Consider the following 25,359-nt stretch of genomic DNA (forward strand, 5'->3'; position numbering starts at 1 on the left):
CCACGCTAGCGGGGCGGGATGCGGGGGAGAGGAGGGGCTGTGGAGGAAGGCGTGCGCGAGGTGAACCAGCGGTGGGCTCCGGGCGTCCGAAACCGAGAGACCAGTCCGCGCCGGTGGAAGGGAACGTCTTGGACGCCGAGGAAGAGCAGCCGATCCGGCCGGAGCCGTCGGGGGACGAGGAGCTGTGGGCGACCGCGCCGCTCGTCCTGTCGCCCCGGCCGCTGCCCGACGTGGTGTTCGGTTCCGCGCCCTCCAGGCCGCAGGAGCCTCCCGTCATGACGCCGGTGGCGGGCCCCGGGGAGATCACCGGGCCGCAGCCGGTGGTGGGGGCGCTGCCCGAGGGCGGGCGGCACAGGCGGCGGATGGCATTGCTAGTGGCGGTCGCGATGGCGGGGGCGCTGGCCGTCGCGCTGGTGGCGGCGGTGCTGTGGCCGTCGGACTCAGGGGACGGGCCGCGCCAGGCCGCGCCCGCCACCAGCGCTCCGGGGACGGGGAGCCCGCCGGGGGCCGTGCCGCAGAGCGGTGTGACGGAGTCCGGGCAGGGGCCGGAGGAGGGTCCGTCGGCCGGCCGTCCGTCCCCGGCGATGACGGCGGCCGCCGAGGACCCCGGGCCGGGAGACGGCCCCGCGGCGGGGGAGACGCCTCTGCAGCCTCCGGTCTCAGGGAGCACGGCTCAGGGAATCGGGGTGACTTACCGCACGGTCGAGGTCTCGGCAGGGTACTTCGAGGGCGAGGTGACGCTCACCAACGAGACCGGCGCGGAACTACGTGACTGGACGCTCTCCTTCACCTATCCGGGAGCCTCGATCAGGAACGTCTGGAACGGGCACCTCTGGACGGGAGACGACGGGACGGTGACCGTCACGGGGGACGAGAACACCGCCTCGGTGCCGGCCGGGGCGTCGGTGACGATCCGGTTCGGCGGGTCGGGTGCGCCGTCCCGGCCGCGGGGCTGTGCCGTGAACGGGAGCGCCTGCGGTTTCTGAGCGGGCGGCGCCGGTGTGAGAGGCTTGGAACGTGCGTATCGCAAGGTTTTCCGCAGGTGAGGAAGTGGCCTTCGGGGTCGTCGAAGGCGAGGAGATCGCGGAGGTCTCGGGCCATCCGTTCCTGGGTGAGATCCGCTTCACCGGGGCGAGGTACCCGTTGGCGGACGTCCGGCTGCTGGCGCCCATCCTGCCCAGCAAGGTGATCGCGATCGGCAGGAACTACGCCGAGCACGCTCGCGAGATGGGCTCCGAGGCACCCGAGGAACCGCTGTTCTTCATGAAGCCGTCCACCTCCGTCATCGGCCCCCACGAGGCGGTCCAGTACCCGGAGAAGCTCTCTCAGCGCGTCGACTACGAGGGCGAGCTCGCCGTCGTCATCGGCAGGCTGTGCCGCGAGGTGCCGGTCTCCCGCGCCCAGGAGGTGATCTTCGGCTACACGTGCGCCAACGACGTGACCGCCCGCGATCTCCAGAGCCGGGACGGCCAGTGGACCAGGGCCAAGGGCTTCGACACCTTCTGCCCGCTGGGCCCCTGGATCGAGACCGTGCTGGATCCGTCCGACCTGGGTATCGAGACCCTGGTCAACGGGGAGGTGCGCCAGGTCTCCCGCACCTCCGCGATGATCCATGACATCCCCCGCCTCATCGCCCACGTCAGCCAGGTGATGACCCTCCTGCCCGGGGACGTCATCCTCACCGGCACCCCCGAGGGCGTCGGCCCGCTGGAGATCGGCGACACGGTGAGCGTGCAGATCGAGGGCATCGGCGAGCTGCGCAACCGGGTCGTCGCCCGCGACTGAAAACCCCGGTGGCAGGGGTCTCGGGCGCTTCGGGCAATCGTTTTGGCTAGTGCCCCGGAAGTCCTGTAAGCTTTCCGAGGTCGCCAGGGAACAGCCCGAAAGGGACGGACCCGAAGCGCGATGGGGTATGGTGTAATCGGCAACACGACTGATTCTGGTTCAGTTATTCTAGGTTCGAGTCCTGGTACCCCAGCTTGAAGTTTTGACTTGTGGCGGGAGTCTCATTGAGACCCCGCCTTCGTCGTCTCCGGACAATGTTCGCCGAACATATCGGGCCGGGTTCTCGATGAAAGGCCGCCGGCTCCGGCGCGGAAACGGACCCTCGCCGTGCACGGGCCGACAGGGCCTCCGCCGGATCTCCGTACGGGATGAACCGCGGGAAGAGCGGCGTTGGAGGATTCAGGAGCCTTCACCGATGGGGGGACCGTGCCTGCTCAGGGGGCTGTCGAAGAGGAACGCGAGCGGCTCGTCGAGGTGGCGGGCAGGCTTTTCGTGCAGCTGGGATACGACGCCACCACGATGCAGATGATCGCGGGTGCCGCGGGGACGAGCGTGCATCAAGCCGGCCTTCTGGTGGGGAGCAAGCAGCAGCTCTATCTGGAGGTGATGAACCGGTTCACCAGGGCCGAGGCCGAGCACATGCGGGCCGCGGCCGAGCTGGCCACCCCCGACGTGGTGGGGTTGCGCATGCTCGCGGACAGCTACCTGGACTTCTCGGTGGAGCATCCGGAACTCCGGGCGCTGTGGGTGCACCGCTGGCTGATGGACGCGGCCGACGTGGAGAACGTGGAGGATCTGTACAAACCCCTCGTCGACTCCGTGGTGGAGATGTTCAAGGACAAGCTCCGTGAGGACTACGACCTCCAGCTCGGCGTCTGGAACATCATCTGGATCGTCAACGGTTTCATTCACGTCGGCATCGTCGACGAGAAGGGCCGTCGGCGCTTCGCCGACCACCCGCCGACCCTCCGCCGTTTCCGCGCGTACATGCACGACGTGATCGAACGTATGGCCGTTTGAGCCGTGGTCCGCGGGGGCCGGCGGGCGGCGGGAGGGGAAGTCGTTTTGCGTTGTCGCCGATAGCCGGTATCGTTTACCTCGCTGGAGCGCCCCCCTGAGTCCATCTGGGAAGCACTCTTCCTGCCTCCGTCGTCTAGTGGCCCAGGACGCCGCCCTCTCAAGGCGGTAGCGGCGGTTCGAATCCGCTCGGAGGTACTGGTTCCTTCTTAATTTCATAGCTTGCCTCCGTCGTCTAGTGGCCCAGGACGCCGCCCTCTCAAGGCGGTAGCGGCGGTTCGAATCCGCTCGGAGGTACGTACGCGTAAACCCTCTCCCTTCATGGGAGGGGGTTTTCGCCTTTTCCCGGGAGCCTTCATAAGGTCCCTCTCATGTAGCGAGAATCCTGCTCTTGTCGTTTTTGGCATCGAGTGCCACCATGGCTCGTGCCAATCGATGTGGAGGTAGGACCATGGGGCGTCTGACGGGCAAGGTGGCGTTCATCACCGGTGCCGCGCGAGGTCAGGGCAGGGCTGAGGCCGTACGGCTCGCCGCCGAGGGCGCGGACGTCATCGCGGTCGACCTCGTCGGGCCGGCCAGTGACTACGTCAGGTACGAGCCCGCCACGCAGGACGAACTGGACGAGACCGTCAAGCTCGTGGAGGAGCAGGGGCGGCGGATCCTGGCCCGGAAGGCCGACGTGCGCGATCTGGCCGCGCTGGAGGCCGTGGTGCAGGAGGGCGTCTCCCTGTTCGGACGGCTGGACGTGGTGGTGGCCAACGCGGGGATCGTGAACTACGGCCGCACCTGGGAGCTGACCGAGGAACAGTGGCAGGACATCATCGACGTCAACCTCACCGGGGTGTGGAAGACGGTCAAGGCCACCGTCCCGACGCTCATCGAGCAGGGGCAGGGCGGTTCCGTCATCCTCATCAGCTCGGTGGCGGGCCTGAAGGGGCTGCCGTTCCTCGCCCACTACGCGAGCTCCAAGCACGGCGTCGTGGGCCTGGCCAAGGTCCTGGCCAACGAGCTGGGCGAGCACGACATCAGGGTCAACACGATCCACCCGCACGGCGTCAGGACGGGCATGACCGACACGTCGATGACGGACTACCTGGAGCAGTCCCCCATGCTCGGGACCATCTTCATGCCGACGCTGCCCTACCAGATGGTCGAGCCGGAGGACATCGCCAACATGGTCGCCTTCCTGGCCTCCGACGAGGGCAAGTACATCACCGGCGCCCAGCTGCCGGTGGACCTCGGCGCACTCAACCGCTGACGTCCGCGCGGGACTCCTCCAACGCCCGGGCGAGGGTCCGGGCGTCGAAGGGGCCGGTGTGGCGGCGGTCGCCGATGAAGAAGGTCGGGGTGCCGCGGGCGCCGCTGGCCTCCGCGCTGGCGATGTCGGCGCGGACCCGGCCGGCGGTGCGCTCCTCGTCCAGGTCCCGCAGGAACCGCTCGACGTCCAGGCCGAGCTCGGCGGCGTAACCGGTGAGGTCCTCGAACTCGAGTTCGTCCTGGTGGGCGAAGAGCAGGTCGTGCATCTCCCAGAAGCGGTCCTGGAAACCGGCGGAGACGGCGGCGCGGGCGGCCAGCTCGGCGTGCGGGTGCACGTCGGCGAGGGGCAGGTGCCGGAAGACGTAGCGCAGCTCGGGTCCGAAGTGCTCCCGCAGCTCGCGTGCGGCTCCCGTGGCCTTGGCGCAGAAGGGGCACTCGAAGTCGCCGTACTCCACCAGGGTGAGGGGCGCGTCGAGGGGACCTCTGACGTGGTCGACGCCGGGGTCCACGGGCCGGTCGAGGAACCGGGGCAGGTCGGCGTCACCCTCGCCCAGGAACCGGGCGGAGATCTGGAACAGCAGCCATCCGAGGGCCGTCGCGGCCGCCGCGGCGATGAGGATGCCGACGACGACCTCGTCCCGCATGACCTGGTCGTCGAAGGCGAGCCCGGCGATGAGCAGGGAGACGGTGAACCCGATACCGGAAAGGGCCGCGCCGCTCAGGACATGGCCCTTTCCGACGCCCTGGGGCAGTCGTCCGAGGCCGAGCCGGGAGGCGGCGAGGGCGGTCCCGCCCACGCCCGCCAGCTTGCCCAGGACCAGGGCGCAGACCACGCCCCAGGTGAGCGGGGAGGCGAGCGCCTCGCCGAGGACGCCGCCGCGCAGGTCGACCCCGGCGTTGGCCAGCGCGAACAGGGGGACGACGACGTAACCGGCCCACGGGTGCAGCGCCAGCTGCAGCCGCTCGTTGATCGACACCGCCCGCTGCACCCCCTGGCGGGCATGGAACCCCACCTCGACGTGGGGTGACTGCCGGAAGGCGCGGAAGTACCCGGCGGCTCTCTCCACGGCGTCGCGGGCCGGCTCGTGGGAGGCGACGAGCAGCCCGCCGAGCATTCCGGCGATGGAGCCGTGCAGGCCCGACTCGTAGGCGGCCAGCCACAATCCCAGCCCGGCCAGGACGTACGGGGCGGCGCGCCAGACCCCCAGGCGGCTCAGCAGCCAGATCGTCCCGCACATGACGGCCATGGCGATCAGCGCGGGCGGGTGGAGTTCGCCGGAGTAGACCAGGCCGATCACGCCCACCGCGACGATGTCGTCGATGACGGTGAAGACCAGCAGGAAGATCCGCAGCTGGGTGGAGAACCTGGGGCCGACCAGGGCCAGCGCGCCGAGCATGAACGCGGTGTCGGTGCCGATGACCACGCCCCAGCCCTGCGCGGCGGGCGCCGACGGGTTGAACGCCAGGTAGATCGCCGCGGGGACGAGGACGCCGCCGATCGCCGCGGCCATGGGGACGGCGGCGCGGCGCGGCTCGGTCAGCTCGCCCACGGAGAACTCGTGCCGCACCTCCAGGCCGACGACGAAGAAGAACACCGCCATCAGGCCGTCGTTCACCCAGTGCTCGAGGTCCATCGACAACGTGGCGTCCCCGAAGGAGACGGACGCCTTCAGCCGCCACAGGGACTCGTACAGGTGGGACCAGGGGGAGTTCGCCCAGGCCAGGGCCAGCACGGCGGCGGCGAGCAGCAGCCCGGCGCTGCCCGCCTCGGTGGTCAGGAAACGCCTGAGGGGGGCGGACAGCTGCTCCAGCAGCGCGCCCCCGCCTGCACGGGTCTCGTCGTTCGTCGCCATGGCATCGAAAGAGCTACCCGGACGGGCGGAGAAGATCCCCGGTCCGGGCCGCGCGTGATGAGTATTACAAAAGTGGTATTCGCCCCTGGTGGCAGGCTCCTCCGGGCCGTCTCCGTGTGAAAAGCCCAGGTCCGGGGAACCTGACCAGTTCATTTGGAGTTGTACGAGTGATTCGTCTGACCAGAGAGACCCATGGACCACGATCTATCCGTCTCCCCCGTCCGTGACCGGGGGAGGGTGCGCCGGTGACCACCGTGCTCTCCCTGCTGCTGGGTGTGGTGGTCGTGCTCGCGATCACCGCGCTGACCGGCTACTTCGTCGCCCAGGAATTCGCCTACATGGCGGTGGACCGCTCCCGGCTGAACGCCCGGGCCGGCTCCGGGGACGGCGCCGCCGCCCGCGCGCTGAAGGTGACGCGGCGCACCTCGTTCATGCTGTCGGGAGCCCAGCTGGGCATCACCGTGACGGGACTGCTCGTCGGCTACGTCGCCGAACCGATGATCGGCGAGTCCCTCGGGGACGCGCTCGGCGGGGTGGGCGTGCCCCACGGCACCGGAGTGGCCGTCGGAACGGTGCTGGCGCTGGCGTTCTCCACGCTGGTGCAGATGCTGTTCGGCGAGCTGTTCCCCAAGAACCTCGCGATCGCGCGGCCCGAACCGGTGGCCCGGTGGCTGTCGGCCTCCACGCTGGTCTACCTGAAGCTGTTCGGCTGGGTGATCTGGGTGTTCGACCAGTCGTCCAACGTCCTGCTGCGCCTGCTGCGCATCGAGCCCGTCCACGACGTGGAGCACTCGGCCACCGAACGGGACCTGGCGCACATCGTGGCCGAGTCGCGCCGCAGCGGCGACCTGCCGCCGGACCTGTCGATCCTGCTCGACCGGATCCTGGACTTCCCACAGCGGGACGTCGAGCACGCCATGATCCCCCGGACCCGGGTCGGCACGGTCGACCAGGAGGATCCCATCGCCGAGGTGCGGCGCGAGATGAGCACCGGGCATTCCCGGTACCCCGTGCTGGACGCCGAGGAGCGCATCGTCGGAGTGGTCGACCTGGACGACGTCCTGACCGCCTCCGACCCGTCCCGACCGGTGGCGGAGATCATGAGGCCCGCCCTGGTGGTGCCGACGCTGATGACCCTGCCGGTGGTGCTGGACGAGCTGATCGAGCACAGGTCCCAGCTCGCCTGCGTCGTCGATGAGTTCGGGAGCTTCGCCGGGATCATCACCCTGGAGGACCTGTCCGAGGAACTCGTCGGCGAGATCACCGACGAGCACGACGTCGAGGAAGAGGAGCCCACGGCCAACGACGCCGGGGATGCCTGGATCCTCCCCGGCACCTTCCACATCGACGAGATCGAGCGCACCATCGACCACCGGCTGCCCGAGGGAGACTACGAGACCATCGCCGGGCTGGTGATCGCCGCCCACGGGTCGCTGCCCGAGCCCGGGACGAGGCTCGAGATCGAACTCCCCGTCGACCCCGCGGACCTGGCCCGCATCGAGGAGCCGCCGCGCCGGGTCGTCAGCGTCGAGGTCCTGGAGGTCGACAACCACGTGCCCTCGTCCGTCCGGCTGGAGATCGGGCGGGACGCCGAAGCCGCGGCGCAAGAGGGAGAGCACTGATGGAGAACCCGTGGGTCGTCCTCGCGGCGACCGTCCTGATCATCGTGCTGAGCGCGTTCTTCGTCGCGGTCGAGTTCGCCCTGATCGCCGCCAGGCGCCACCGGCTGGAGGACGCCGCGCACACCAGCAGGTCCGCGCGGGCCGCGCTGCGCAGCGCCTCGGAGCTCACCGTGCTCCTGGCCGGCTCGCAGCTGGGCATCACCGTCTGCACGCTGGCGCTGGGCGCCATCACCAAGCCGGCGGTGCACCACTGGCTCACCCCGGTCCTCTCCTCCTGGGGGCTGGCCCCGTGGACGGCCGACGCCGCCGGCTTCGTGCTCGCCCTGGTCATCGTGACGTTCCTGCACCTGGTCGTCGGGGAGATGGCGCCCAAGTCGTGGGCCATCGCCCATCCGGAGAAGTCCGCGACGATGCTGGCGCTGCCGATGCGCGGGTTCATGTGGCTGACCCGGCCGCTGCTGCGCGGGCTGAACGAGGCGGCGAACCGGTGCCTGCGCAAGGTCGGGGTGGAGGCCGCCGACCAGGTCGCGGCGGGCCAGGACCCGGAGGCCCTGCGGCACCTGGTGGAGCACTCGGCCAACGTCGGGGCGCTCGACAGCAGGTACTCCCAGCAGCTCTCCGGAGCCCTGGACCTGCAGGAGCTGCGGCTCGGCGACCTGGTGAAGCGGGACGCCGCGCCCACGTGCGTGCCCGAGGGCGCCACGGTGGCCGACGTCCAGGCGGCGGGCCGGGCATCGAAGCATCTGCGCATCCTGGTGCGGAGGCCGGGCACCGACTGGGGCGTCGTCCACGTGCGGGACACGCTGACCGACCCGGAGACGTCCGGCATCGAGCACCTGACCCGCCCGGCCTACCGGATGGAGGCCGAGACGCCCGTCTACACGGCCCTCGCCCGGATGCGGGAGACCAGCAACCAGCTCGCCCTCGTCACCGAGGGAGGGAAGGTCGCCGGAGTCATCACGATCACCGACATCCTCCGCCACCTCTTCCCCCGGTCCGAGAGCGGTCAGGCGGCTCCCGCCGGACGGTGAACGTCACCTTCTTCGGACGGTCCCGCGTCTCCTCGCCGCGCCGAGGAGGGCCGACACCGGCCGGAGCGCCCGGCGCCGGGGAACGGGGCGGGGCGTGACGGCGGGGACGTCGACCAGGATCTCGCCGCCGAGTTCGAAGCCGTCGGCGAGGGTGAGGGAGTCGCCGCTCCAGAAACGGCCCGGGTCGTACCAGTTGGGGCGCCTCCGCTTGGGGAGGAGGCCCATCGCGCCGTAGGTGAGGGCGACGACCTCGGCGCAGTAGGCGCTCTCCAGGGCCTGTTGTTCCTTGGGGAAGGGGAGGCGGCCCTTGAACCAGCGGGTGGTGAGACGGGCGGTCGAGGGGAAGGGCGTGCCGTCCAGGCGGGCGATCATTTTGAGGGCGGCGTCCTCCATCTCGCGGGTGACGGGCCGGTCGAGCTGGCGGAGCCAGGCGCGCTGGCCGTAGCGGGCGGCCCAGTGGCAGACGGCGTCGTGCATGTCGTGGAGCTGGACGCCGCGGTGCCTGGCGCCCGACCACAGGTCGGGCAGGGAGCGGCCCAGCTCGGCGTGCCACATCAGCGGCGGAAGGTCGTCGATGACCAGGGACATGCCGACGTGGTTGACGGGGCTGTTGGTCAGCGTCTGGATGGCCCGGTCGGCGGGTGAACGCCCGCGGAAGATCCAGATGTCTCCCGTCCGGGTGAGTTCGAGTGCTCTCTCCAGGCTGATGGCCGTCATGTCTCGTAGCCTAGGCGGGTGATGAAGCGTATGAACTGGTGGAAGCTGCTCGGCTTGGCCGGTCTGGCGGGGGTCGCGGCGACCGGCGCCGTCATCGTCCGCTCCGAACGCCGCCGCCGCGCCTACACCCCGGAGGAGATCCGGCAGCGCCTCCACGAACGCCTCGACGAGGTCCGGCCGGAAGACGACCCTGAGACGTGACCAGGGGAGACGGCGTCGGGCTCAGGGGCGTCTCAGGGACACCGCAGGGAGAACCCTGATGGCGTGAGAGGGAGGGTCGGCGGAGGCTGCAGGGGTGAACCCTTCTCGGATGTCTCGCCGCCCGGTGCTGATCCCGGCCGCCACGGCCCCGGTCCTGCTGCTGCTCTACGGAATCCTCCGGCTGGTGGACGGCCTCGACGGCGACCGCGGGCCAGGCCTCGCCTGGAATCTCGGCCACACGTTCTTCCTGGCCGCGTTCGTCCTGTTCGGTGTTCTGATCGTCGGTCTGCGGCGGCTGGTCCGCGAGGCGGCGGGGTCGCGGATCGTGGCGGACCCGGCGACGGCGGCGGGTCTGATCGGCGTCGCCGGATTTCTCTGGGTGATCCTGTGCGATCTGTTCGAGCGGCTGGAGGACGCCGCTCCGCTGCCCGATCCGCTGTACGCGGCGGGTCCGCTGCTGTTCCAGCTCGGGCTGCTGACGCTGATGGTCCAGCTGACGGCCGCGAGGCCGCGCCTGCTTCCGGCGTGGAGCCCGGTCCTGGTGTTCCTCGGCTTCCTTCTGATCGCGGTGAACCTCGACCTGCTCCCCCTCGGGGCGGTCTTCATCGCGGGCGGCCTGTTCCCGCTGGTCCCGCGTCCGGCCCTGCTGCCGGACAGGACCGGACGGACGGGCGCGAGTGGTTGAACGGACCAGGGTCCGACCTTGCTCCGAGGAGAGGATTCCCTGGCTGTGGAGAACCCCGGGACGCGTTTTTGATCTTGTTAGCTTGGGGGCGTCCGGTAATGGGGCTCGGGAGGGGCGATGGGCGAGATCAGCCGGCGCGGTGTGCTGAGGTGGGCGGCGGGCGGTGCGGTGCTCGCGGGGGCGTGGGGTCCGTCCGGGACGGGAGGGGCCGCCGTCGAGGCGGTCCGGGCCGAGGTCCGGGCGCTTCCGGCGGAGCGGTGGGAGAGGTACGTGCGGGCGGTCCGGGCGCTGAACCGCAGGAGCGGCGGGGCGAGCGAGTACGACGGGATCGTGCGGGTCCACGTCGACCACGCGCACACGGCCCAGGGCACCCCGGCGTTCCTGCCGTGGAACCGGGTGTTCCTGCGGCGGTTCGAACTCGCCCTGCAGCGGATCGACCCGTCGGTGCGGGTGCCCTACTGGGACTGGACGCCGGACGCGAGGGCGCCCGCGGCGTCCGTGGTGCTCGGCGGCGCGTACTTCGGAGGGAACGGCTCCGGCGAAGGGCGCGAGGTACGGGACGGGTCCTTCGCCGACTGGACGGTCGCGCATCCCTCTCCGCACCGGCTGCGGCGCTGGTACGACGAAGGGAGCGGGCTCAGCGCCTTCCCCGGCGCGGAGGACGTCGAGAAGATCCTGGCGGAAGGCTCCGGATACGACGTGTTCCGCGCCGCAGTCGAGTCCGTGCTCGCCGCCCCGGTGCAGGAGAAGCTCGGCGGGGACCTGAGCGCGCTGTCCGCGCCGAACGATCCTCTCTTCTGGTCGCACCGCGCCTTCCTCGACTTGCTGTGGGCCGAACGGCAGGCGCGGGATCCCACGCGGGCGCGCGATTACGACGGGACGTCGCAGGGCCGACAGGCCGGTCTCGGGGACCTCCTGGAACCCTTCGGCGTCACCGTCGCCGCCACCCTCGACCTCCGGGCCGAGGCGTTCGGTTACGCCTACCCGCGCTGGGGCGCCGCGGCGGAACGCGCGAGGAGGAAACCGGCGTAGCAGGCGGGGAGGCCGCTGCCCTTCGGGGCGGGTGCGGGCCGCTTCTATCCGCGTTGAGGGAGGGGGGAGGCCCGTGTGTAGCGGGCGATGAGGAAGTCGGCGTAGTCGGCCAGGAGGGCGAGGCGGGCGTCCTCGACCTCCGGCTCGGGGACGACGGTGCGGGAGATGGCCTCGCCGTCGAAGAGGTTGCGGACGGAGGAGACGAGCAGATGGAGCGCCTCGTCGGGAAGCGCGGCCAGGACGGGGACCTCGCGGGCGACTCCGGTGACCTGTGCGAAGAAGCGGGCGGCCACGGGGGTGAGGCGGACGCGGAGGTCATCGTCGGTGCGCGCGGCGACCATCAGCTCGAACCAGACGACGTTGGTCTCGTCGCGGTGGCGTTCCCGCATGAGGGTCAGGGCCGCGCGCAGGTCGCCGGGGGGAGCGTCGGCGAGGCGGCGGCGCACCAGCGTCAGATGGCGGCGGGCCACCTCCTCGGCGGCGGTGACGACGAGGTCGAGGCGGGAGTCGAAATGCCGGAACAGGCCGCCTCGGGAGACGCCGGAGCGTTTGCAGACCTCGCCCACGGAGGTGCCGGCGTAACCGGCCTGGGAGATGGAGGCGATCGTCGCGTCGACCAGGCGGGCGACGGTCGCCTCCTTGCGTTCGCGCTGGGTCCGTCGTTTCGAGGGCGGCTGCTGCGTGCTCACTCGGGCGAGGGTAGCGCCGGGGCTTCAGAGTGTGCGCGGGTCCACGGTGCCGCGGGCCTCGCCGACCCGGAGGAAACGGCCGGTGCGGCGGTGGCCGAGGTCGGGGGAGTACTCGCCTTCGCCGAAGACCCGGCTGCCCGCGACGAAGGTGGCGACCACGGTGGCGTCGTTGCGGTTGACCATGCGCCGCATGCCGCCGAACGCCTCGGCCGGAGCCTCGTGGATCTCGTCGAGGGCGGAGTCGAGGTGCTCGGGGTCGACGATGACGAGGTCGGCGCGGTCGCCTTCGCGCAGGTGGCCCGCGTCGATGCCGTACCAGGAGGCCAGTTCGCCGGTGAGGCGGTGGACGGCGCGCTCGATCGTCATGAAGCCCTCCTGGTGCGCGCGGCGCAGCAGGCGCAGGGGGAAGTTGTAGAAGGCCATGTTGCGCAGGTGGGCTCCGGCGTCGGAGAAGCCCATCTGGACCTCCGGCAGGGAGCTGAGCTTGTTCAGCGCCTTCGGCCGGTGGTTGGAGATCGTGGTGTGCCAGCGGACCTTCGTGCCGTGTTCGACGACGAGGTCGAGGAAGGCGTCGACGGGGTGGATGCCGCGCTCGTCGCCGACCTGCCCGAACGTCTTGCCGATGACGGAGTCGTCGGGGCAGTCGACGATGTGGGCGTCGTAGAAGTCGCGGTGCCAGACCCGGGGGGAGAACTTGTTCTCGTACTCGCGGCGGAACCAGCGGCGGTACTCCTCGTCCTGGAGCAGCGTGTTCCGCTCGACCTGGTCCTTCAGGTGCAGGGCGGCGGCGCCCGCCCCGAACTCCTCGAAGACCACGAGGTCGATGCCGTCGGCGTACACCTGGAACGGGACGGGCAGGTGCTGCCAGCGGAAGTCCGCGCCGAGCCGGTTCACCAGCCGGGCGACGGGGCCCATGATGTGCATGATCAGCGGGTTGGCCTTGACGTCCGCGGCGGTGAGGTAGCTGGTGCGCAGCGGCTTGTTCCCGCCCCAGCCGATCGCCGACCACAGCGCGGGAATCAGCGCGACGGGGAAGGAGAGGTTCGGCACGGACTGCAGGACGCGGCCCGAGCTGCGCAGGATGCGCTGCAGCCGGCGGCGTTCGGCCCGGCCGGCGTAGGTCGAGGGCAGGGTGCGGGAGCGGTACCGGTCGCCGTCGAGCTTGTCCCAGGGGTTGCGCATCTCCGACAGTCCGAGCATCCCGGAGCGGAGGGCGTCCACCAGGAGCAGTTCCATCTTCCGGATCTCGCCGTCGGTCGGCTTGACCTCCTTGTCGGTGGAGCGCCCCAGCCCCATCACCGCGGCCCGCAGGTCGGAGTGCCCGAGGAACATCGCGACGTTCGGCCCGAGCGGCAGCTCTTCGAGCGCCGAGATGTACTCGGAGGCGCTGGACCAGGTCTTCTTCTCCTCCAGTGTCGCCAGGACGTGCTCGCGCGGCACGGCCTCGACGCGGCTGAAGAGGTCGGCGGCGTCCAGCGGGTCCACGTGCACGGTGCTGAGCGAGCAGGATCCGAAGACCACCGTCGTCACCCCGTGCCGCACCGACTCCCCGAGCCCCGGCGCGGACAGGACCTCCGCGTCGTAGTGGGTGTGGATGTCGACGAATCCCGGCATCACCCACTTGTCGGCGGCGTCGACGACCTGCGCCCCGTCCGCGTCGAGCTCCGTCTCCGAGACGGCGGCCACCCGCCCGTCCTTGAGTCCCAGATGCCGGACGGCCGAAGGCGCGCCCGTCCCGTCGAACCAGCGCCCGCCGCGAATGATGACGTCGTATCCCATGCCCCAGATAGAAACCAATCGGTCTCTATGTGTCAAGACCCGGTTTCACCCCGCGGCGCGCTCCGCGAGAGGGCGCCTCCGCCTCGCCGCGTCCTTCAGGTCCGGCGGGAGCCAGGCGCCGTCGGGCCGGTAGAGGTCGGTCCCGGGGGGCACGATCTCGTCGATCCGGTCCAGGACCGCGTCGTCGAGAGTGAGCGACGCGCCCTTCAGCAGGTCCTCCAACTGGTCCATGGTGCGCGGCCCGATGATCACGGAGGTGACGGCGGGGTGCGCCGCGGGAAAGGCGACGGCCAACTGGGGGAGCGAGCAGCCGATGCTCTCCGCGAGCGCGACGAGTTCCTCCACGGCGTCGAGCTTGCCGGCGTTCACGGGGAGCGAGGGGTCGAAGCGCGCCGGATTGAGCGAGGGGCGACCGGTGGACAGGTCGATGGGCCGGCCTTTGCGGTACCTTCCGGTCAGGAAGCCCGAGGCGAGCGGGCCCCACGTCAGCACCCCCATCCCGAGCCGCCGGCAGGCCGGGAGCAGGGATGCCTCGATCCCCCGGGCGAGGAGGGAGTAGGGCGGCTGTTCCGTCCTGAAGCGACGCAGGCCGCGGCGCTCGGCCACGTGGTGCGCCTCGACGATCTCGTCCGCAGGGAAGGTCGAGCAGCCGAAGGCGCGGATCTTTCCCTGCTGTACGAGGTCGCCCAGAGCCGAGAGCGTCTCCTCGATGTCGGTCCTGTGATCGGGGCGGTGGATCTGGTAGAGGTCGATCCAGTCGGTCCGCAGGCGCCTCAGGCTCTCCTCGACCTCTTTGACGATCCAACGCCTGGAGTTGCCGCTCCGGTTGAGTCCCTCGCCCATCTGGAAGTGCACCTTGGTGGCGAGCACGACGTCATCACGCCGGCCCTGGAGGGCCTTTCCCACGATCTCCTCGGACTCGCCCGCGGAGTACATGTCCGCGGTGTCGACGAAGTTGATCCCCTGGTCGAGGGCGGCGTGGACGACGCGGACGCAGTCGTCGTGGTCGGGGTTGCCGACGGCGCCGAACATCATGGTGCCCAGGCAGTAGGTGCTCACTTCGATGCCGGTGCCGCCGAGGACGCGGTAGCGCATGTTCCTGCTCCTTCGAACGATCGTTTGTGCGCCGCACCTTAGGACCTAGAGTCGGCTCTAGATCAAGTCCTGCTTGGGAGGGATATGCCCGACATCGCGCCAAGCCTGAGCATCGGGCAGGTGGCCGAACGCACGGGTCTGAGCGTTCATACCCTGCGCTTCTACGAAAGCGAAGGCGTCATGGTCAACCCCGTGCGCCGTGACGCCGGAGGACGCCGCGTCTACGACGAGGACGACGTGGGATGGCTGACCCTCTGCACCATCCTCCGCGCCTCCGGCATGCCGCTGCCCGCGCTCCGCGAGTACACCGAGCTCGTCAGGCGGGGGGAGGGAAACGAGGAGGAGCGCCTCGCGCTGCTGCGACGGCACCGGGAGGACGTGGTCGCCCAGATCCGCAGGCTCAACGAGTGCCTGGACCTGATCGTCTACAAGGTCGGGGTGTACGAGGACATCCTCGACCGGCCCGCCTCCGACCACCGGTGCACCCCGTAGCCGGTCCGCGGATCGGCTACGGGCGGTTCGTCTCGTCACGGGGCCGTCCGCCGACGGCGCCGCCATACGGTCAGGAGTCGGTGTAGTCCGCCGGGCGGCGTTGCAGGAAGGAGGTGATCTGTTCGGTCATGTCGCGGGTGTGGGAGGTGAGGATCTGGGTGCGGTTCTCCAGGTCGATGCCGGCTTGGAGGCTGGAGACCTCCAGTTGGCTCCAGGCGACTTCTTTGGTCATCCACACGCCCATGGGGCTGTTGGCGCAGATGAGGGCGGCGGTCTCCAGGGCGGCTTCGAGGGTTTTGCCGTCGTCGACGACGCGGTTGACCAGGCCGAGGCGCAGGGCTTCGTCGGCGTGGACGAATCGGCCGGTGAGGAGGAGTTCGTGGGAGGGGCCGGCGCCGATGAGGCGGGGCAGGAGCCAGCTGACGCCGATGTCGCAGCCGGACAGGCCGATGCGGACGAACGCGGCGTTGAATTTGGCGGTGGTGGAGGCGATGCGGATGTCGCTGGCCAGGGCGAGGGCGAGGCCGCCGCCGGAGGCGGGGCCGTTGACGGCGGAGATGACGGGTTGGCGCAGGTTGCGGAGTTTGGGGACGAGGGAGGCGATGGCCTGCTGGACGTGCATGGCGGCTTGGGGGCTCTTGCGCCGGGCGGCTTCTTCTTCGGAGGCCGGCTCGGAGGTGTGGCGGCGCGGCGGGTCGTGCAGGTCCAGGCCGGCGCAGAACGCGCGTCCGGCACCGGTGAGGATGACGACGCGGCAGGTGTCGTCCAGGGCGATGGCGTCGAGGGCGTGGTGCAGGTCCTTGATGAGTTCGCCGGACATGGCGTTGAGCCGTTCGGGCCGGTCGAGGGTGAGCAGCCGGACGCCGGGTGCGGGCTCCTCCACGCGCACCGTCTTGCCCGAGGCGGGGGTGTCGCGCAGGTAGGCGTCGCCGTTGATCAGCATGGGGATTCCTTCGTTCCGGTGCGGAGCCCGGTGGCGGTAACAGGTCGTGGGGTCGAGCACGGCGCAGGCCGTCGCCGCGCGGCCCGCTGCCGGGAACGGGACCGCTGTCGGCGAGAGACGAGTCCCGGCGGTCAGCGGGCGACGAGGCCGCCGTCGGCGTGGAGGGTCTGGCCGGTGACGAAGCTGGAGGCGTCGGAGGCCAGGAACAGGGCCGGGCCGACCATCTCGTCGGGGTGGGCCAGGCGGGCCTGCAGGCTGGCGCCGGCCATGTGGTCCTGGATCTCCTGCGGGTTGTTGCGGACCATGTCGGTGTCGACGGCGCCGGGTGCCAAGGCGTTGACGCGGATGCCGCGCGGTGCGAATTCGGCGGCCATCGAGCGGGTGTAGGCGACCATGGCGGCCTTGCCCGCGGCGTACATCGCCACGTAGGGGGAGAACATGAACGCGCCTGCGGAGACGACGTTGATGACCGAGGCGTGCGGGCTGGCGGTGAGGTGCTCCAGCGACCGCTGCACCAGGAAGACCGGGCCGCGGACGTTGACGTCCTGGGACTTGGCGAACGCCTCGGGGGTGAGGGAGCCCAGCGGCAGCGCGAGGGCGTTGGCGGCGTTGTTGACGAGGATGTCGAGCCCGCCGAAGGTCTCGGTGGTGCGCGTCACGAGGGCGTCCAGGGAGTCGAGGTCGCCCAGGTGGGTGGGGACGCCGAGGGCGGATCCGCCCATCGCCTTGAGGTGCGCTTCGGTCTCGGCGCAGGCCTCGGGCTTGCGGCTGGCCACCACGACGCTCGCTCCGGCGGCGGCGAAGCCCTCGGCGATCGCACGTCCGATGCCCCGCGTGCCGCCGGTGACGACGGCGACCCGCCCCGTCAGATCGAACAGCGACCGCAGCTTCTCAGCGTCCATGCGCCCTCCTCGACAAGCGGCCGGCGGAGCACGGCCTGATACGTACTTGGGACCTTGTAGCAATTGAGGCTGAGCGTCAATATCTCGGGAAGGCCGATCCTTTCGCGAGCGGAGGAAGCGGCGCGCATTCATGACGGCCGCGCGGGCGGACGACTCCTGCGAACGCGTCGGGCTTTCGTCCTGGTCCGCTCCCTCGTCGGGACTTGTGCCCGGAACGTCGGGGCGATGTCCTGGCGGACGGGATGCTCCGTACCTGGTGAGGGGGACACGAACGCTGGGAGCGTGGCGGCGGCGTGAGGAACGCCGCACACGAGAGGGGACAGCCATGAACGCCGTCGACGTGACCCGGGAGAGCGGAAGCAGAACCGGGAAAGGATCCCTGTGGGCCTGGGCAGGGGCGGCCACCGGGCTCGCCGGGGTGGTCGCCGTCCAGGCGAGCAACGGCATCACCGCGGCCTACGACGAGAAGACCGCCGGTGACGCACTCAAGGTCACCGAGGCGTTCATCGGGCAGGCGGATTCGCTGCTGGTGCTGCACCTGGCGTTGATGACGGCGACGGTGCTGCTGCCGGTGTTCGCGGCGGGCCTGTGGCGGCGGCTGCGCCCCGCGCTGCCCCAGGGCAGCCTGCTCCCGGCGGTCGCCGCACTGGGCCTGGTCCTGACGGCGACGGCCACCCTGCTCGGCAGCGGCCTGGACACCGAGCTGTACTTCGCCCTCACCGGCGAGCGCGACATGCTCGCCCCCGAACTCGCCCTGATCGGCGCCCACTGGATCGGCACGATCCCGTGGCTGTGGGTCGGCACGGGCCTGACCGGCGTGGCGGTCGCCGCCGCGTCCCTCCGCCACCGCGCGGTCCCGCTGTGGCTCGGCTGGGTGAGCGCCTTCTTCGGCGGCCTCACCCTCATCATCGGCGTCTCCCCTCTGCAGTACGCCGCCGGCTTCATCGGCCCGGTCTGGGTCCTGATCGCAGGCGTCGGCCTTGCCTTCTCCCGTCCCGCCGTTCCCGTCGCCGTCCCGGTTCCCCACGGAAGGTGACACGGAGCGGGGACCGCTGAAGAGGACTCGGATACGCCGACGCTCCCCGACCGGTCCGTCTCACGGCCTCGGGCCCTTCGCTAACGGGCGCCACCACGGATGGCTTCTTGTCCGCTCTCCGAAGCGACGGCCCGCGGACGCCCGCCGCCGCGGTTCAGGCGGGTGAGGAGGGCGGCCAGGAGGACGGCGGCGGTGGTGAGGAGGGCCCAGGCCGTTCCCGTCGCGGGGCCGGAGAGGGCCAGGAGGCCGCCGAGGAGGGCCACTCCGAGGGTGGCGCCCATCTGGCGGACGGCGTTGAACAGGCCGCCGGTCAGGCCGCCGGTGCCCTCGGGGGCGGCGTCGATGACCTGGGTGGTCAGGGGGACCAGGGTCAGGGGGGTGCCCAGGCCCATCAGGACGAGGGCCGCGCACAGGGCCGGATAGGGGGCGCTGGCGAGGATCGCGGCGGCGGCCAGGAGGTCGCCGAGCACGCCGACGGCCAGACCGCAGCTCAGGACGCGGGCGCCGCCGAAGCGGACGGCCAGATGTCCGGCAGGGGAGGCCAGGAGCGACGGGCCCAGGACCAGGGGGAGGAACGCCAGGCCGCTGAGGGTCGTGGAGTAGTGGCGGTGCTCGGAGAAGTACAGGGCGAGGACGAACATCGAGCCGGCGAGCTGGAACTGGGCGACGACGCCGGTGAACAGGAGCCGCCGGAGTTCCCGGACCTTCAGGAGCCGCGGCGGGAAGGCGGGGGCGTGGCTGCGGCGTTCGGCGGCCAGCAGGACCGGGACCGACAGGAGCGCCGGGACGGCGAGGAGCAGCGCGCGGTAGGGGGCTTCGGCGCCTTCGATCAGGGCGGCGCTCACCAGGGCCAGAGTGGTGGCGGTGGCCAGCTGGCTGCGCCAGTCCAGGGCGCGGCTCGTGGCGGGGGAGGGCGCCAGGCGGCGGCCCACGAGGAGCAGGGCCGCGAGGACGAACGGAAGGTTGATCAGGAAGACCGCGCGCCAGCCGCCCGCGCCGACCAGGAGCCCGCCGAGGAGGGGGCCTGCGGCGAGGCCCAGGGTGCTGGTGCCCGCCCAGGTCCCCACCGCTCGGGCGCGTTCCGCGGGGACCCGGTAGAGCTCTCCCAGCAGGGAGAGGGAACTGGCGGGGATCGCGGCGGCCGCCGCGCCCTGCGCCGCGCGGAACAGGATCAGGAGTTCGAGGGTGGGGGCGAGGGCGCACAGCAGGGACGTGAGCGCGAACGCGACGAGGCCGAAGCGGAAGACGCGGGCAGCGCCGAAGCGGTCGGCGATGGCGCCGCTGGACAGCAGGAGGGCCGCGAAGGCGATGGTGTAGGAGGCGATCGTCCACTGCTGGCCCGCGACCGTGCCGCCCAGGGAGCGCCGCAGGTCGGAGAGCGCGACGTTGAGGATGGTGCTGTCGAGCAGGACCACGAAGTAGCCGAGGGAGATGCCCAGGAGACGGAGCGAGAACATGGTGGTAGATGCTGCGCGCCGGCCGGTTTCTTCTCGACCGGAAGATCCGCAGGGCGCGTTCGGTTCTTCCGAACGTGGATTATCGACAGTTGCGGACGTTCCTGGCCGTGGTGCGGGAGCGCACCGTCACCGAGGCGGCCAACACCCTCGGCCTGGCCCCGTCTTCGGTTTCCCAGCAGATCCGGGTGCTGGAGGACGGCCTCGGGGTGTCCCTGTTCGATCGCTCGCCGACGGGGATGACGCTGACCGAGGCGGGAAACCGGCTGCTCGACTGGGCGCCGAGGCTGCTGGACGACCTGGACCGGGCCCGCAGGGAGGTCGCGGGCGTCCGGCGTCCGCTGCGGTTCGGGTCGCTGGAGACGCTCATCGCGACCCGGTTGCCTCCGGTGCTCACGCGGATGGAGGAGCGGTGCCCCAAGATCCGGCTGGACATCGTTCCGTTCCCCACCCGCGGAGAGGTGCTCACCGGCCTGCTCGGCGCCGACCTGGACGCCGCGCTGGTACTGGATCTGAAGGGGGTGCGGGAGCCGGATCTGCCGGCGACCGGCGGAAGGCTGGACTTCGTCGACCTGGAGCCCGTGACGCTGGTCCCGGTCGTGCGGCCGACGCATCCGCTGGCGGGGCGCCGGACGGTGACCCGGGCGGACCTGCGGGAGCACAAGGTGCTGCTGGGGCCGACCAGCTGCCTGCTCCATCTGGCGGCCGACCTCTTCTTCGGCTCGTACGGGCAGAGAGTGGAGCTGCCGAGCCTGTTCGTCGCGGTGAACTGGGCGCTCCAGGGCCTGGGGATCGTCCTGACCCCGGAGTTCATCGTGGACGGGGCGCTGGCGTCGGGGGAGCTGGTGCGGATCGAACTGGAGGAGGCCCCGCCCGAGGCGTGGCTGCGGCTGGTGTGGCGCTCGGACAGGGAGCCTGAGCCGGAGCTGCGGACGCTGCTGTACACCGCGAGCGAACTGACCCGCGCGGAGCACTGAGGGCCTCCTTCCCGGGGAGCCGACTACCCGGCTCGTCCTTCATGCGAGTCCGGCTCTCGGTCTTCGAGGGCGTCGATGTCGCCGTGCAGTGACGCGATCTGGTTGAGGATCGCGACATGCCGGGTGAAAGCCGCCCTGCCGTCGGGGGTCGACGCCAGCCAGGTGGTGGTGCGTCTTCCGGCCTGTGCTTTGCGGATGGTGACGTAACCGGCCTTCTCCAGGGTGGTGAGGTGCTGGGACAGAGCCGAGTCGCTGATCTGGACCGTGTCGCGGACGAACCGGAACTCCGCCCGTTCCACCGCCGCGAGCAGCGCCATGATGGAGAAACGGGCCGGGGTGTGGATGACCGCGTCCAGTTGGTGCCGGGGATGGGTCATGACCGGCGGGCCGTCCACGCGGCGGCGAAGAACGGCAGCGCCATGACCGTCGCCGCGGCGATCCACGCGGGCAGCGAGGTCTCCAGCTTCCACCGGACCAGCGGCCCGATCACCAGCAGGTACAACGTGAACCAGACGGCCGTGGAGATGATGAGCCGCCGGGAGGCCCCCGAGGGGAAGACTCCGTGCCGTTCGGCCCGCCAGGAGGCCAGCAGGAACAGCGCCGCCCCTCCGCCGGCCGTGTAGCCGCGGGCGCCCCCGTCAGGCCACACCGCCTCCAGCAGCGTGATCCACACGATCGCCGCCGCACCGAGCCCCGCGAGGAACCCGCTGAACCACCGCCCTGACAGCCGTGCCTGCTCGCGTACCCGTTCCGCCTCGGCCAGCGCCTTCCGAGCGGCCCTACCCTCGTTTTCGTCGTGCATACGTTCTTCTCCTCTGCTCAACTACTTTAGTAACACTAAAGTAGTTGAGGATCGCCGGCAAGGCGGTGGAACGAGCGAGGCGCGCGCCTGCGGTGCTTCGCGTAGTGATCTCACGATGCGGAAAGGGGGAGGGGCTCCCGTTCATCCGGTGAGCCGGATGAACGGGAGCCCCTCTGGGTGCGGTCTTGGTGCTGTTTCTCGGTCAGGCCGCCAGCAGGGTGTCCATCTGGCCGACCGCCTCGCGGAGGCCTTCCATCATGCCCATGTCGACGAGCTGCTCCATCTGCTCGCGGGAGTCGAAGGTCGAGCGCATCTCCATGCGGGTGCGGCCGGCGTGTTCGGTGAGGCGCATCCGCATGGTGGTCTTGGGCATGTCCTCGGCGGGCTTGCCTTCGGTGTCGGCGAAGCCGTCGACGAACTCCAGGGACGTCGGCGGGTCGACGGACAGGACGCGCCACCAGCCGTGGTGCTGGTCGCCCTCGGGGCCGGTCATGAAGTAGGTGACGTCGCCGCCGGGGGTGAGGTCGTGCTCCTTGAAGGTCGCCGGGTAGGTAGGCGGACCCCACCAGCGCTCCAGGCGGCGCGGGTCGGCCCACAGCTGCCACACCTGCTCGACGGGGGCGTCGAAGTCGGCGATCAGCGTGAAGGTCAGGTTGTCGACGTCCTTGTCGACGCTGGTGACGCTCATGTGCCTTGTCCTCTCGTCGTGTCGTTCTCTTGCGGTCCGCGGTCCTCGGCCAGGAGGTCGGACATGCGGTCCACCCGTCCGCGCCAGGCCGCCTCGAGCAGGTCGAGGGCCTGCCGGGCGCGGCGCAGGGCCTCGGGATCGGTGCGCACGAGCTGCTCCCGTCCGCGGCGCTCCTTGGTGATCAGCCCTGCCCGTTCCAGCACCGCGACATGCTTCTGCACCGCTGCGAAGCTCATCGGGTAGGCCTCGGCCAGCTGCGACACCGACAGCTCGCCCCGCACGGAGCGGCGCAGGATGTCGCGGCGCGTGGCGTCGGCCAGCGCGTGGAACAGCCGGTCCACGGTCTCTTCGTCCAACTCACGTACAACCATTTAGTTGTACGTTATCGCGGGGCTCCCCGCCTGTAAAGCGACTCACGGGGACGCGTGGGATCCGCTGACCGATCCGGGCCGCCGGAGGCCGTTGACGGCAGGGCGACGCGACCGCACGATGACGGGGACCGCTCGAACCGTGCGGACGGGGGTGGCTGGATGGCCGCCGGGGGAAGGGCACACGCGTCAGCCGTCTGCCTGGGTCTGGCGTGCTCCGTCCTGCCCTTCGGGGTGGCCGGATCCGTTCTCCTGGTGCTACTGGTGGAATGGCGGGCGCCCGACGTCATCCCCTTCGAGTGGGGCACGTTCTGGACGGTGCAGGAGCGGCCCTGGCCCGCGTTCCTCGGCTCACTCGGGCTGGTCTGGCCGGTGCTGGCGTTCGGATTCCTGCGGTCGGTGCTGGGAATCCCCGCGGCCCGGCGGATGCGGTGGCAGCTGGACCGGCTTCCGCCGGGCAGCGTCGTGGAGACGCTCAGCCCCGCGGCGGTGGTGTTCAGGAGCACCCTGGAAGAGGTCCTCGACCGGTGGCTGATCTTCTACGCCGCGATCGCGGGCGCGACCTTCGCGGACTTCCTCCTGCTCGGCTTCGCAGACCTGCACCCCGTCCGCTGGTTCTTCGAGGACCTGCTGATCCCCGCGGCGGACTTCGCCACCTGGCACCGGCTGCGGGAGCTGCTGACGGACCACTCCTGGACGGTCGGTGCCGGGATCCTCGCCAGCAACGCCAGATTCCGCAACAGCCACGGCTACCAGGGGCTCGTCGGCTTCATCTGGTCGTGGTACCTGGGCATGTTCCTGTTCCTGGTCGTGTTCGAGTACGGGCTGCCGCTCGCCATCGCCGTCCACATCGCCTACAACCTCGTGATCGTGGCCCTGCACCGGGCGACGGTCGGCGACTTCCCCCACATCGTCTACCTGCCCGGCGAACCCTCGGGCCCGGAGGACATCTCGATTCGCTGAACGCCCCGTCCCGCGCGGTACCGTTGCGTCTGGGCGCCTCGCCCCGTCCCGTCCCGCCGTTTCGGGCTTCGCCGTCCGATCGGCTCCCGGAAGGTGAGGCACGACGTGGGGATCACCGAGGCGGACCTTCCGGAGCTGCTTCGGCGGGCCGTCGTCCGTGGCGGCGCCGACGGCGACCCCTACGAGAAATCGTGCGCGCTGGCGCGGCTCGCGGTCGCGGTGGCGGCCGTCGATCGCGACCGGAGTCGAGCCCTCTACGAGCGGGGCAGGGATCTCGCACGGTCCTTCTCCGGAGCCGGGCAGCGGGGCGATCTCCTGGAGGCCGCGCTGGCCGCCGGAGGCCTGGACCTGGCCGAGGAGCTGGCGCTGTCCGCACCCGAAGAGAATTCGCGGGTCGCTGGACTCCTGAAACTGATGAGGCTGACGCCGCCGGAGGACGCCCCCCGGCTGGCGGGCGAGATCGAGGCGCTGATCCTGGACCTCGCGGAGCCGGGCGAGGCGGCGTCGAACGCGGTGTCCTTGGCGGCCAGGGTGGCGGGCGAGGACCCGGAACGGGCCAGGGCGCTCATCGAGTACGCCGAAGGGCTGTTCCCGTCCCCTCTCCCGTCGGCTCCCGGGCAGGAGCGGGCGCGGGTGGCGGCGATGCTCGGAGATCCCGAGCGCGCGGTGTGGACGGCCGCGGAGCTGGCGAAAGTGGCGGCGGTCCTCGGGGACCGGGAACGGGTCCGGATCTTCACGGGGCGGGCCGAAGCCCTCGTCTCCGCTTGCCCGGAGAACCGGGCGGCGGTCCTGACGGAACTGATGGAGGCGGCCGCTCTGCTCGGCGAGGAGAGCCGGGTCCAAGCCCTCCTCGCGGAAGTGCGGGTCCTCATCTCCGCCGTCGCGGACCCCTACGAGCGCGTCGGGGAACTGCTGGGCCTGGTGCTGACCCTGCACGAGATCGGTGACGAGAACCGGGCTTCGGCCGCCGCCGACGAGACCGAACTCCTCATCCCCGAGGTCCCCGACCCGCTCCTGCGCGCACTGTCCTGGACGGCGCTGGCGGCAGAGGTGCTCCTCTGGGATCCGGCCCGCGCCCGTCTCCTCGCCTCGCGCGCCCGGGTTCCGCCGCCGTCTTCCTCCCTCTTCCTCTGGTCCATGTACCTGACCGGGCTGGACGCCGCGATCGCCTCGGAACCGGCCCGCGACCTCTTGGACCGCGTCCACGAGACCGGTTCCTGGCCGGTCTGCCTGACCGCCGGCCTCGCGGCCTTCCCGGACCCGTCCGCGCGGACCCTGCGGACGACCGCCGACGTCCTCCTCGGGCTCCCCGGGTGACGGCGACGCTCCAGGCCGGTCACCAGGCCAGGCGCTCTTCGCGCTGCGACCTCATCGGTTCGGGAAGGGCGAGTTCCTTGAAGAAGGACGGCCAGCCGGACGGGAGGTAGCCCGCGCCCAGGTCGGCATGGTGCAGTTCGAGCTCGACGAGCCGCCTCAGCAGGACCTCCTCGGCGGGGAGGTCCGGGATGCCCGGGACGCGCAACGTGAATTCCCACGAGTCCTCGGGCATGGCGGCGACCTCGGAACGGAACGCCTCGGCCGAGCCGGCGATGTCCTTGACGTGTTCCGCGGCGGGCCGTCCGGACCCGGCTTCGATCGCCTCGTCCCGCGCCTCCCGGCTCGCATAGGCCTGGGTCTCGACCCCGGTGCGCGCCCACACCAGAAGGTTGCGCAGGGCGTCACCACCCCGTGCGACATGGGTGAGCACATGGCCGCGAGTCCAGCCCGGCAGAAGCGAAGGCCGCCGCACCTCCTCGTCGGTGAGTCGCCCCGCCGTGGCGAGAAGCCTCCCGGTCGCGTCATCGATCTGCTGTATCAGAGCGGCTCTGTCCACGAACGCCACCCTACGGGGTGGCGGAGCGAAACGATCGACGGGCGGACGTCGCGGAGAAGCGGAGAGAAAGAAGAAGACGCGCCTTCGTGGCGGACGAC

At 70.9% G+C, this 25,359-nt stretch carries 27 protein-coding genes and 3 tRNA genes; 17 read left to right on the plus strand and 13 right to left on the minus strand.

What is annotated here, in order from left to right:
* The first annotated feature begins 128 nt into the window (after positions 1-128).
* The 7 genes from ABGB12_RS05795 to ABGB12_RS05825 all read left to right on the plus strand — a co-directional run bounded on the left by ABGB12_RS05795 (position 129) and on the right by ABGB12_RS05825 (position 4,060).
* Positions 129-986, plus strand: a complete 858-nt coding sequence (locus ABGB12_RS05795) for a cellulose binding domain-containing protein (protein ID WP_347675214.1) — start codon at positions 129-131, stop codon at positions 984-986.
* A 31-nt stretch (positions 987-1,017) separates the two neighbouring features.
* Positions 1,018-1,785 (plus strand): fumarylacetoacetate hydrolase family protein, encoded by a 768-nt coding sequence (locus tag ABGB12_RS05800; RefSeq protein WP_347675215.1) that lies wholly within the window; start codon positions 1,018-1,020, stop codon positions 1,783-1,785.
* Positions 1,786-1,906: 121 nt separating this feature from the next.
* Positions 1,907-1,978 (plus strand) — tRNA-Gln (locus ABGB12_RS05805).
* A gap of 233 nt (positions 1,979-2,211) precedes the next feature.
* Complete coding sequence (locus tag ABGB12_RS05810) at positions 2,212-2,805, plus strand: TetR/AcrR family transcriptional regulator (protein WP_347675216.1); 594 nt, start codon at positions 2,212-2,214, stop codon at positions 2,803-2,805.
* A gap of 122 nt (positions 2,806-2,927) precedes the next feature.
* Positions 2,928-3,000 (plus strand) — tRNA-Glu (locus tag ABGB12_RS05815).
* 26 nt (positions 3,001-3,026) lie between these two features.
* A tRNA-Glu gene (locus ABGB12_RS05820) sits at positions 3,027-3,099 on the plus strand.
* A 154-nt stretch (positions 3,100-3,253) separates the two neighbouring features.
* Positions 3,254-4,060 carry a mycofactocin-coupled SDR family oxidoreductase gene (locus ABGB12_RS05825; protein WP_347675217.1) on the plus strand — a complete coding sequence of 269 codons (807 nt, stop codon included), beginning with the start codon at positions 3,254-3,256 and terminating at the stop codon, positions 4,058-4,060.
* Here ABGB12_RS05825 and nhaA read toward each other — a convergent pair.
* Positions 4,050-5,912 carry a Na+/H+ antiporter NhaA gene (gene nhaA, locus ABGB12_RS05830; RefSeq protein WP_347675218.1) on the minus strand — a complete coding sequence of 621 codons (1,863 nt, stop codon included), beginning with the start codon at positions 5,910-5,912 and terminating at the stop codon, positions 4,050-4,052. The genes ABGB12_RS05825 and nhaA overlap by 11 nt on opposite strands.
* Before the next feature lie 245 nt (positions 5,913-6,157).
* On the opposite strand from nhaA, the gene ABGB12_RS05835 reads away from it, so the two are divergent.
* Positions 6,158-7,534, plus strand: a complete 1,377-nt coding sequence (locus tag ABGB12_RS05835; RefSeq protein WP_347675219.1) for a hemolysin family protein — start codon at positions 6,158-6,160, stop codon at positions 7,532-7,534.
* Entirely contained in the window at positions 7,534-8,565 is a 1,032-nt protein-coding gene (locus ABGB12_RS05840) for a hemolysin family protein (protein WP_347675220.1), read from the plus strand. Before ABGB12_RS05835 ends, ABGB12_RS05840 begins: the two co-directional genes overlap by 1 nt.
* Positions 8,566-8,568: 3 nt before the next feature.
* Here ABGB12_RS05840 and ABGB12_RS05845 read toward each other — a convergent pair whose 3' ends face one another.
* Positions 8,569-9,282 carry a hypothetical protein gene (locus ABGB12_RS05845; RefSeq protein ID WP_347675221.1) on the minus strand — a complete coding sequence of 238 codons (714 nt, stop codon included), beginning with the start codon at positions 9,280-9,282 and terminating at the stop codon, positions 8,569-8,571.
* 18 nt (positions 9,283-9,300) lie between these two features.
* Between ABGB12_RS05845 and ABGB12_RS05850 the strand changes: the two genes are divergently transcribed.
* The 3 genes from ABGB12_RS05850 (at position 9,301) to ABGB12_RS05860 (ending at position 11,200) form a co-directional block, all read left to right on the plus strand.
* Complete coding sequence (locus tag ABGB12_RS05850) at positions 9,301-9,483, plus strand: hypothetical protein (protein ID WP_347676143.1); 183 nt, start codon at positions 9,301-9,303, stop codon at positions 9,481-9,483.
* A 109-nt stretch (positions 9,484-9,592) separates the two neighbouring features.
* The gene (locus tag ABGB12_RS05855) at positions 9,593-10,168 is read left to right on the plus strand and encodes a hypothetical protein (RefSeq protein ID WP_347675222.1); all 576 of its coding nucleotides are present in this window, start codon (positions 9,593-9,595) and stop codon (positions 10,166-10,168) included.
* 117 nt (positions 10,169-10,285) lie between these two features.
* Positions 10,286-11,200, plus strand: coding sequence for a tyrosinase family protein (locus tag ABGB12_RS05860; RefSeq protein WP_347675223.1), 915 nt, complete (start codon positions 10,286-10,288; stop codon positions 11,198-11,200).
* A 44-nt stretch (positions 11,201-11,244) separates the two neighbouring features.
* Here the strand turns inward: ABGB12_RS05860 and ABGB12_RS05865 are convergent, their stop codons facing one another.
* The 3 genes from ABGB12_RS05865 to ABGB12_RS05875 are packed head-to-tail and all read right to left on the minus strand — an operon-like array spanning position 11,245 to position 14,763.
* A complete protein-coding gene (locus ABGB12_RS05865; RefSeq protein WP_347675224.1) occupies positions 11,245-11,889 on the minus strand; it encodes a TetR/AcrR family transcriptional regulator in 645 nt (214 codons plus the stop codon).
* 24 nt (positions 11,890-11,913) lie between these two features.
* Complete coding sequence (locus tag ABGB12_RS05870) at positions 11,914-13,668, minus strand: amidohydrolase family protein (protein ID WP_347675225.1); 1,755 nt, start codon at positions 13,666-13,668, stop codon at positions 11,914-11,916.
* A 45-nt stretch (positions 13,669-13,713) separates the two neighbouring features.
* Positions 13,714-14,763, minus strand: coding sequence for an aldo/keto reductase (locus ABGB12_RS05875; RefSeq protein ID WP_347675226.1), 1,050 nt, complete (start codon positions 14,761-14,763; stop codon positions 13,714-13,716).
* A 120-nt stretch (positions 14,764-14,883) separates the two neighbouring features.
* Here ABGB12_RS05875 and ABGB12_RS05880 point away from each other — a divergent pair, with 120 nt between their 5' ends.
* Positions 14,884-15,255, plus strand: coding sequence for a MerR family transcriptional regulator (locus ABGB12_RS05880; protein ID WP_347675227.1), 372 nt, complete (start codon positions 14,884-14,886; stop codon positions 15,253-15,255).
* Positions 15,256-15,325: 70 nt separating this feature from the next.
* On the opposite strand, the gene ABGB12_RS05885 is transcribed toward ABGB12_RS05880, so the two are convergent.
* Together ABGB12_RS05885 and ABGB12_RS05890 are read right to left on the minus strand one after the other, a co-directional pair.
* Positions 15,326-16,198: an enoyl-CoA hydratase/isomerase family protein gene (locus ABGB12_RS05885; RefSeq protein ID WP_347675228.1), complete on the minus strand. Its 873-nt coding sequence runs from the start codon at positions 16,196-16,198 to the stop codon at positions 15,326-15,328.
* A gap of 131 nt (positions 16,199-16,329) precedes the next feature.
* The gene (locus tag ABGB12_RS05890; RefSeq protein WP_347675229.1) at positions 16,330-17,100 is read right to left on the minus strand and encodes a glucose 1-dehydrogenase; all 771 of its coding nucleotides are present in this window, start codon (positions 17,098-17,100) and stop codon (positions 16,330-16,332) included.
* 325 nt (positions 17,101-17,425) lie between these two features.
* Between ABGB12_RS05890 and ABGB12_RS05895 the strand changes: the two genes are divergently transcribed.
* A complete protein-coding gene (locus ABGB12_RS05895) occupies positions 17,426-18,136 on the plus strand; it encodes a hypothetical protein (RefSeq protein ID WP_347675230.1) in 711 nt (236 codons plus the stop codon).
* Positions 18,137-18,216: 80 nt separating this feature from the next.
* Here the strand turns inward: ABGB12_RS05895 and ABGB12_RS05900 are convergent, their stop codons facing one another.
* Positions 18,217-19,593, minus strand: a complete 1,377-nt coding sequence (locus ABGB12_RS05900; protein WP_347675231.1) for an MFS transporter — start codon at positions 19,591-19,593, stop codon at positions 18,217-18,219.
* Between the two features lie 89 nt (positions 19,594-19,682).
* Here ABGB12_RS05900 and ABGB12_RS05905 point away from each other — a divergent pair, with 89 nt between their 5' ends.
* Positions 19,683-20,567, plus strand: a complete 885-nt coding sequence (locus tag ABGB12_RS05905; protein WP_347675232.1) for a LysR family transcriptional regulator — start codon at positions 19,683-19,685, stop codon at positions 20,565-20,567.
* Between the two features lie 23 nt (positions 20,568-20,590).
* On the opposite strand, the gene ABGB12_RS05910 is transcribed toward ABGB12_RS05905, so the two are convergent.
* From ABGB12_RS05910 to ABGB12_RS05925, 4 genes are all read right to left on the minus strand, one after another.
* Positions 20,591-20,944 carry a transcriptional regulator gene (locus tag ABGB12_RS05910; RefSeq protein ID WP_347675233.1) on the minus strand — a complete coding sequence of 118 codons (354 nt, stop codon included), beginning with the start codon at positions 20,942-20,944 and terminating at the stop codon, positions 20,591-20,593.
* Positions 20,941-21,369: a hypothetical protein gene (locus ABGB12_RS05915; protein ID WP_347675234.1), complete on the minus strand. Its 429-nt coding sequence runs from the start codon at positions 21,367-21,369 to the stop codon at positions 20,941-20,943. Before ABGB12_RS05915 ends, ABGB12_RS05910 begins: the two co-directional genes overlap by 4 nt.
* Before the next feature lie 202 nt (positions 21,370-21,571).
* Positions 21,572-22,057, minus strand: a complete 486-nt coding sequence (locus tag ABGB12_RS05920; RefSeq protein ID WP_347675235.1) for an SRPBCC domain-containing protein — start codon at positions 22,055-22,057, stop codon at positions 21,572-21,574.
* Positions 22,054-22,428 carry a metalloregulator ArsR/SmtB family transcription factor gene (locus tag ABGB12_RS05925; RefSeq protein WP_347675236.1) on the minus strand — a complete coding sequence of 125 codons (375 nt, stop codon included), beginning with the start codon at positions 22,426-22,428 and terminating at the stop codon, positions 22,054-22,056. Before ABGB12_RS05925 ends, ABGB12_RS05920 begins: the two co-directional genes overlap by 4 nt.
* 159 nt (positions 22,429-22,587) lie before the next feature.
* Here ABGB12_RS05925 and ABGB12_RS05930 point away from each other — a divergent pair, with 159 nt between their 5' ends.
* Positions 22,588-23,388, plus strand: a complete 801-nt coding sequence (locus tag ABGB12_RS05930) for a hypothetical protein (protein ID WP_347675237.1) — start codon at positions 22,588-22,590, stop codon at positions 23,386-23,388.
* A 105-nt stretch (positions 23,389-23,493) separates the two neighbouring features.
* Positions 23,494-24,705, plus strand: a complete 1,212-nt coding sequence (locus tag ABGB12_RS05935) for a hypothetical protein (RefSeq protein WP_347675238.1) — start codon at positions 23,494-23,496, stop codon at positions 24,703-24,705.
* 19 nt (positions 24,706-24,724) lie between these two features.
* Here the strand turns inward: ABGB12_RS05935 and ABGB12_RS05940 are convergent, their stop codons facing one another.
* Complete coding sequence (locus ABGB12_RS05940; protein WP_347675239.1) at positions 24,725-25,261, minus strand: maleylpyruvate isomerase N-terminal domain-containing protein; 537 nt, start codon at positions 25,259-25,261, stop codon at positions 24,725-24,727.
* Positions 25,262-25,359: the final 98 nt, after the last annotated feature.

The sequence above is a fragment of the Actinocorallia sp. B10E7 genome (assembly GCF_039871655.1).
GTDB lineage: Bacteria > Actinomycetota > Actinomycetes > Streptosporangiales > Streptosporangiaceae > Actinocorallia.

Excerpts from the sequence above, each read along its gene's own strand:
- ABGB12_RS05825 (WP_347675217.1), top strand. The coding sequence starts at position 3,254 with ATGGGGCGTCTGACGGGCAAGGTGGCGTTCATCACCGGTGCCGCGCGA.
- nhaA (WP_347675218.1), bottom strand. The coding sequence starts at position 5,912 with ATGGCGACGAACGACGAGACCCGTGCAGGCGGGGGCGCGCTGCTGGAG.
- ABGB12_RS05840 (WP_347675220.1), top strand. The coding sequence starts at position 7,534 with ATGGAGAACCCGTGGGTCGTCCTCGCGGCGACCGTCCTGATCATCGTG.
- ABGB12_RS05845 (WP_347675221.1), bottom strand. The coding sequence starts at position 9,282 with ATGACGGCCATCAGCCTGGAGAGAGCACTCGAACTCACCCGGACGGGA.
- ABGB12_RS05855 (WP_347675222.1), top strand. The coding sequence starts at position 9,593 with ATGTCTCGCCGCCCGGTGCTGATCCCGGCCGCCACGGCCCCGGTCCTG.
- ABGB12_RS05860 (WP_347675223.1), top strand. The coding sequence starts at position 10,286 with ATGGGCGAGATCAGCCGGCGCGGTGTGCTGAGGTGGGCGGCGGGCGGT.
- ABGB12_RS05870 (WP_347675225.1), bottom strand. The coding sequence starts at position 13,668 with ATGGGATACGACGTCATCATTCGCGGCGGGCGCTGGTTCGACGGGACG.
- ABGB12_RS05875 (WP_347675226.1), bottom strand. The coding sequence starts at position 14,763 with ATGCGCTACCGCGTCCTCGGCGGCACCGGCATCGAAGTGAGCACCTAC.
- ABGB12_RS05885 (WP_347675228.1), bottom strand. The coding sequence starts at position 16,198 with ATGCTGATCAACGGCGACGCCTACCTGCGCGACACCCCCGCCTCGGGC.
- ABGB12_RS05890 (WP_347675229.1), bottom strand. The coding sequence starts at position 17,100 with ATGGACGCTGAGAAGCTGCGGTCGCTGTTCGATCTGACGGGGCGGGTC.
- ABGB12_RS05895 (WP_347675230.1), top strand. The coding sequence starts at position 17,426 with ATGAACGCCGTCGACGTGACCCGGGAGAGCGGAAGCAGAACCGGGAAA.
- ABGB12_RS05900 (WP_347675231.1), bottom strand. The coding sequence starts at position 19,593 with ATGTTCTCGCTCCGTCTCCTGGGCATCTCCCTCGGCTACTTCGTGGTC.
- ABGB12_RS05910 (WP_347675233.1), bottom strand. The coding sequence starts at position 20,944 with ATGACCCATCCCCGGCACCAACTGGACGCGGTCATCCACACCCCGGCC.
- ABGB12_RS05915 (WP_347675234.1), bottom strand. The coding sequence starts at position 21,369 with ATGCACGACGAAAACGAGGGTAGGGCCGCTCGGAAGGCGCTGGCCGAG.
- ABGB12_RS05920 (WP_347675235.1), bottom strand. The coding sequence starts at position 22,057 with ATGAGCGTCACCAGCGTCGACAAGGACGTCGACAACCTGACCTTCACG.
- ABGB12_RS05925 (WP_347675236.1), bottom strand. The coding sequence starts at position 22,428 with ATGGTTGTACGTGAGTTGGACGAAGAGACCGTGGACCGGCTGTTCCAC.
- ABGB12_RS05930 (WP_347675237.1), top strand. The coding sequence starts at position 22,588 with ATGGCCGCCGGGGGAAGGGCACACGCGTCAGCCGTCTGCCTGGGTCTG.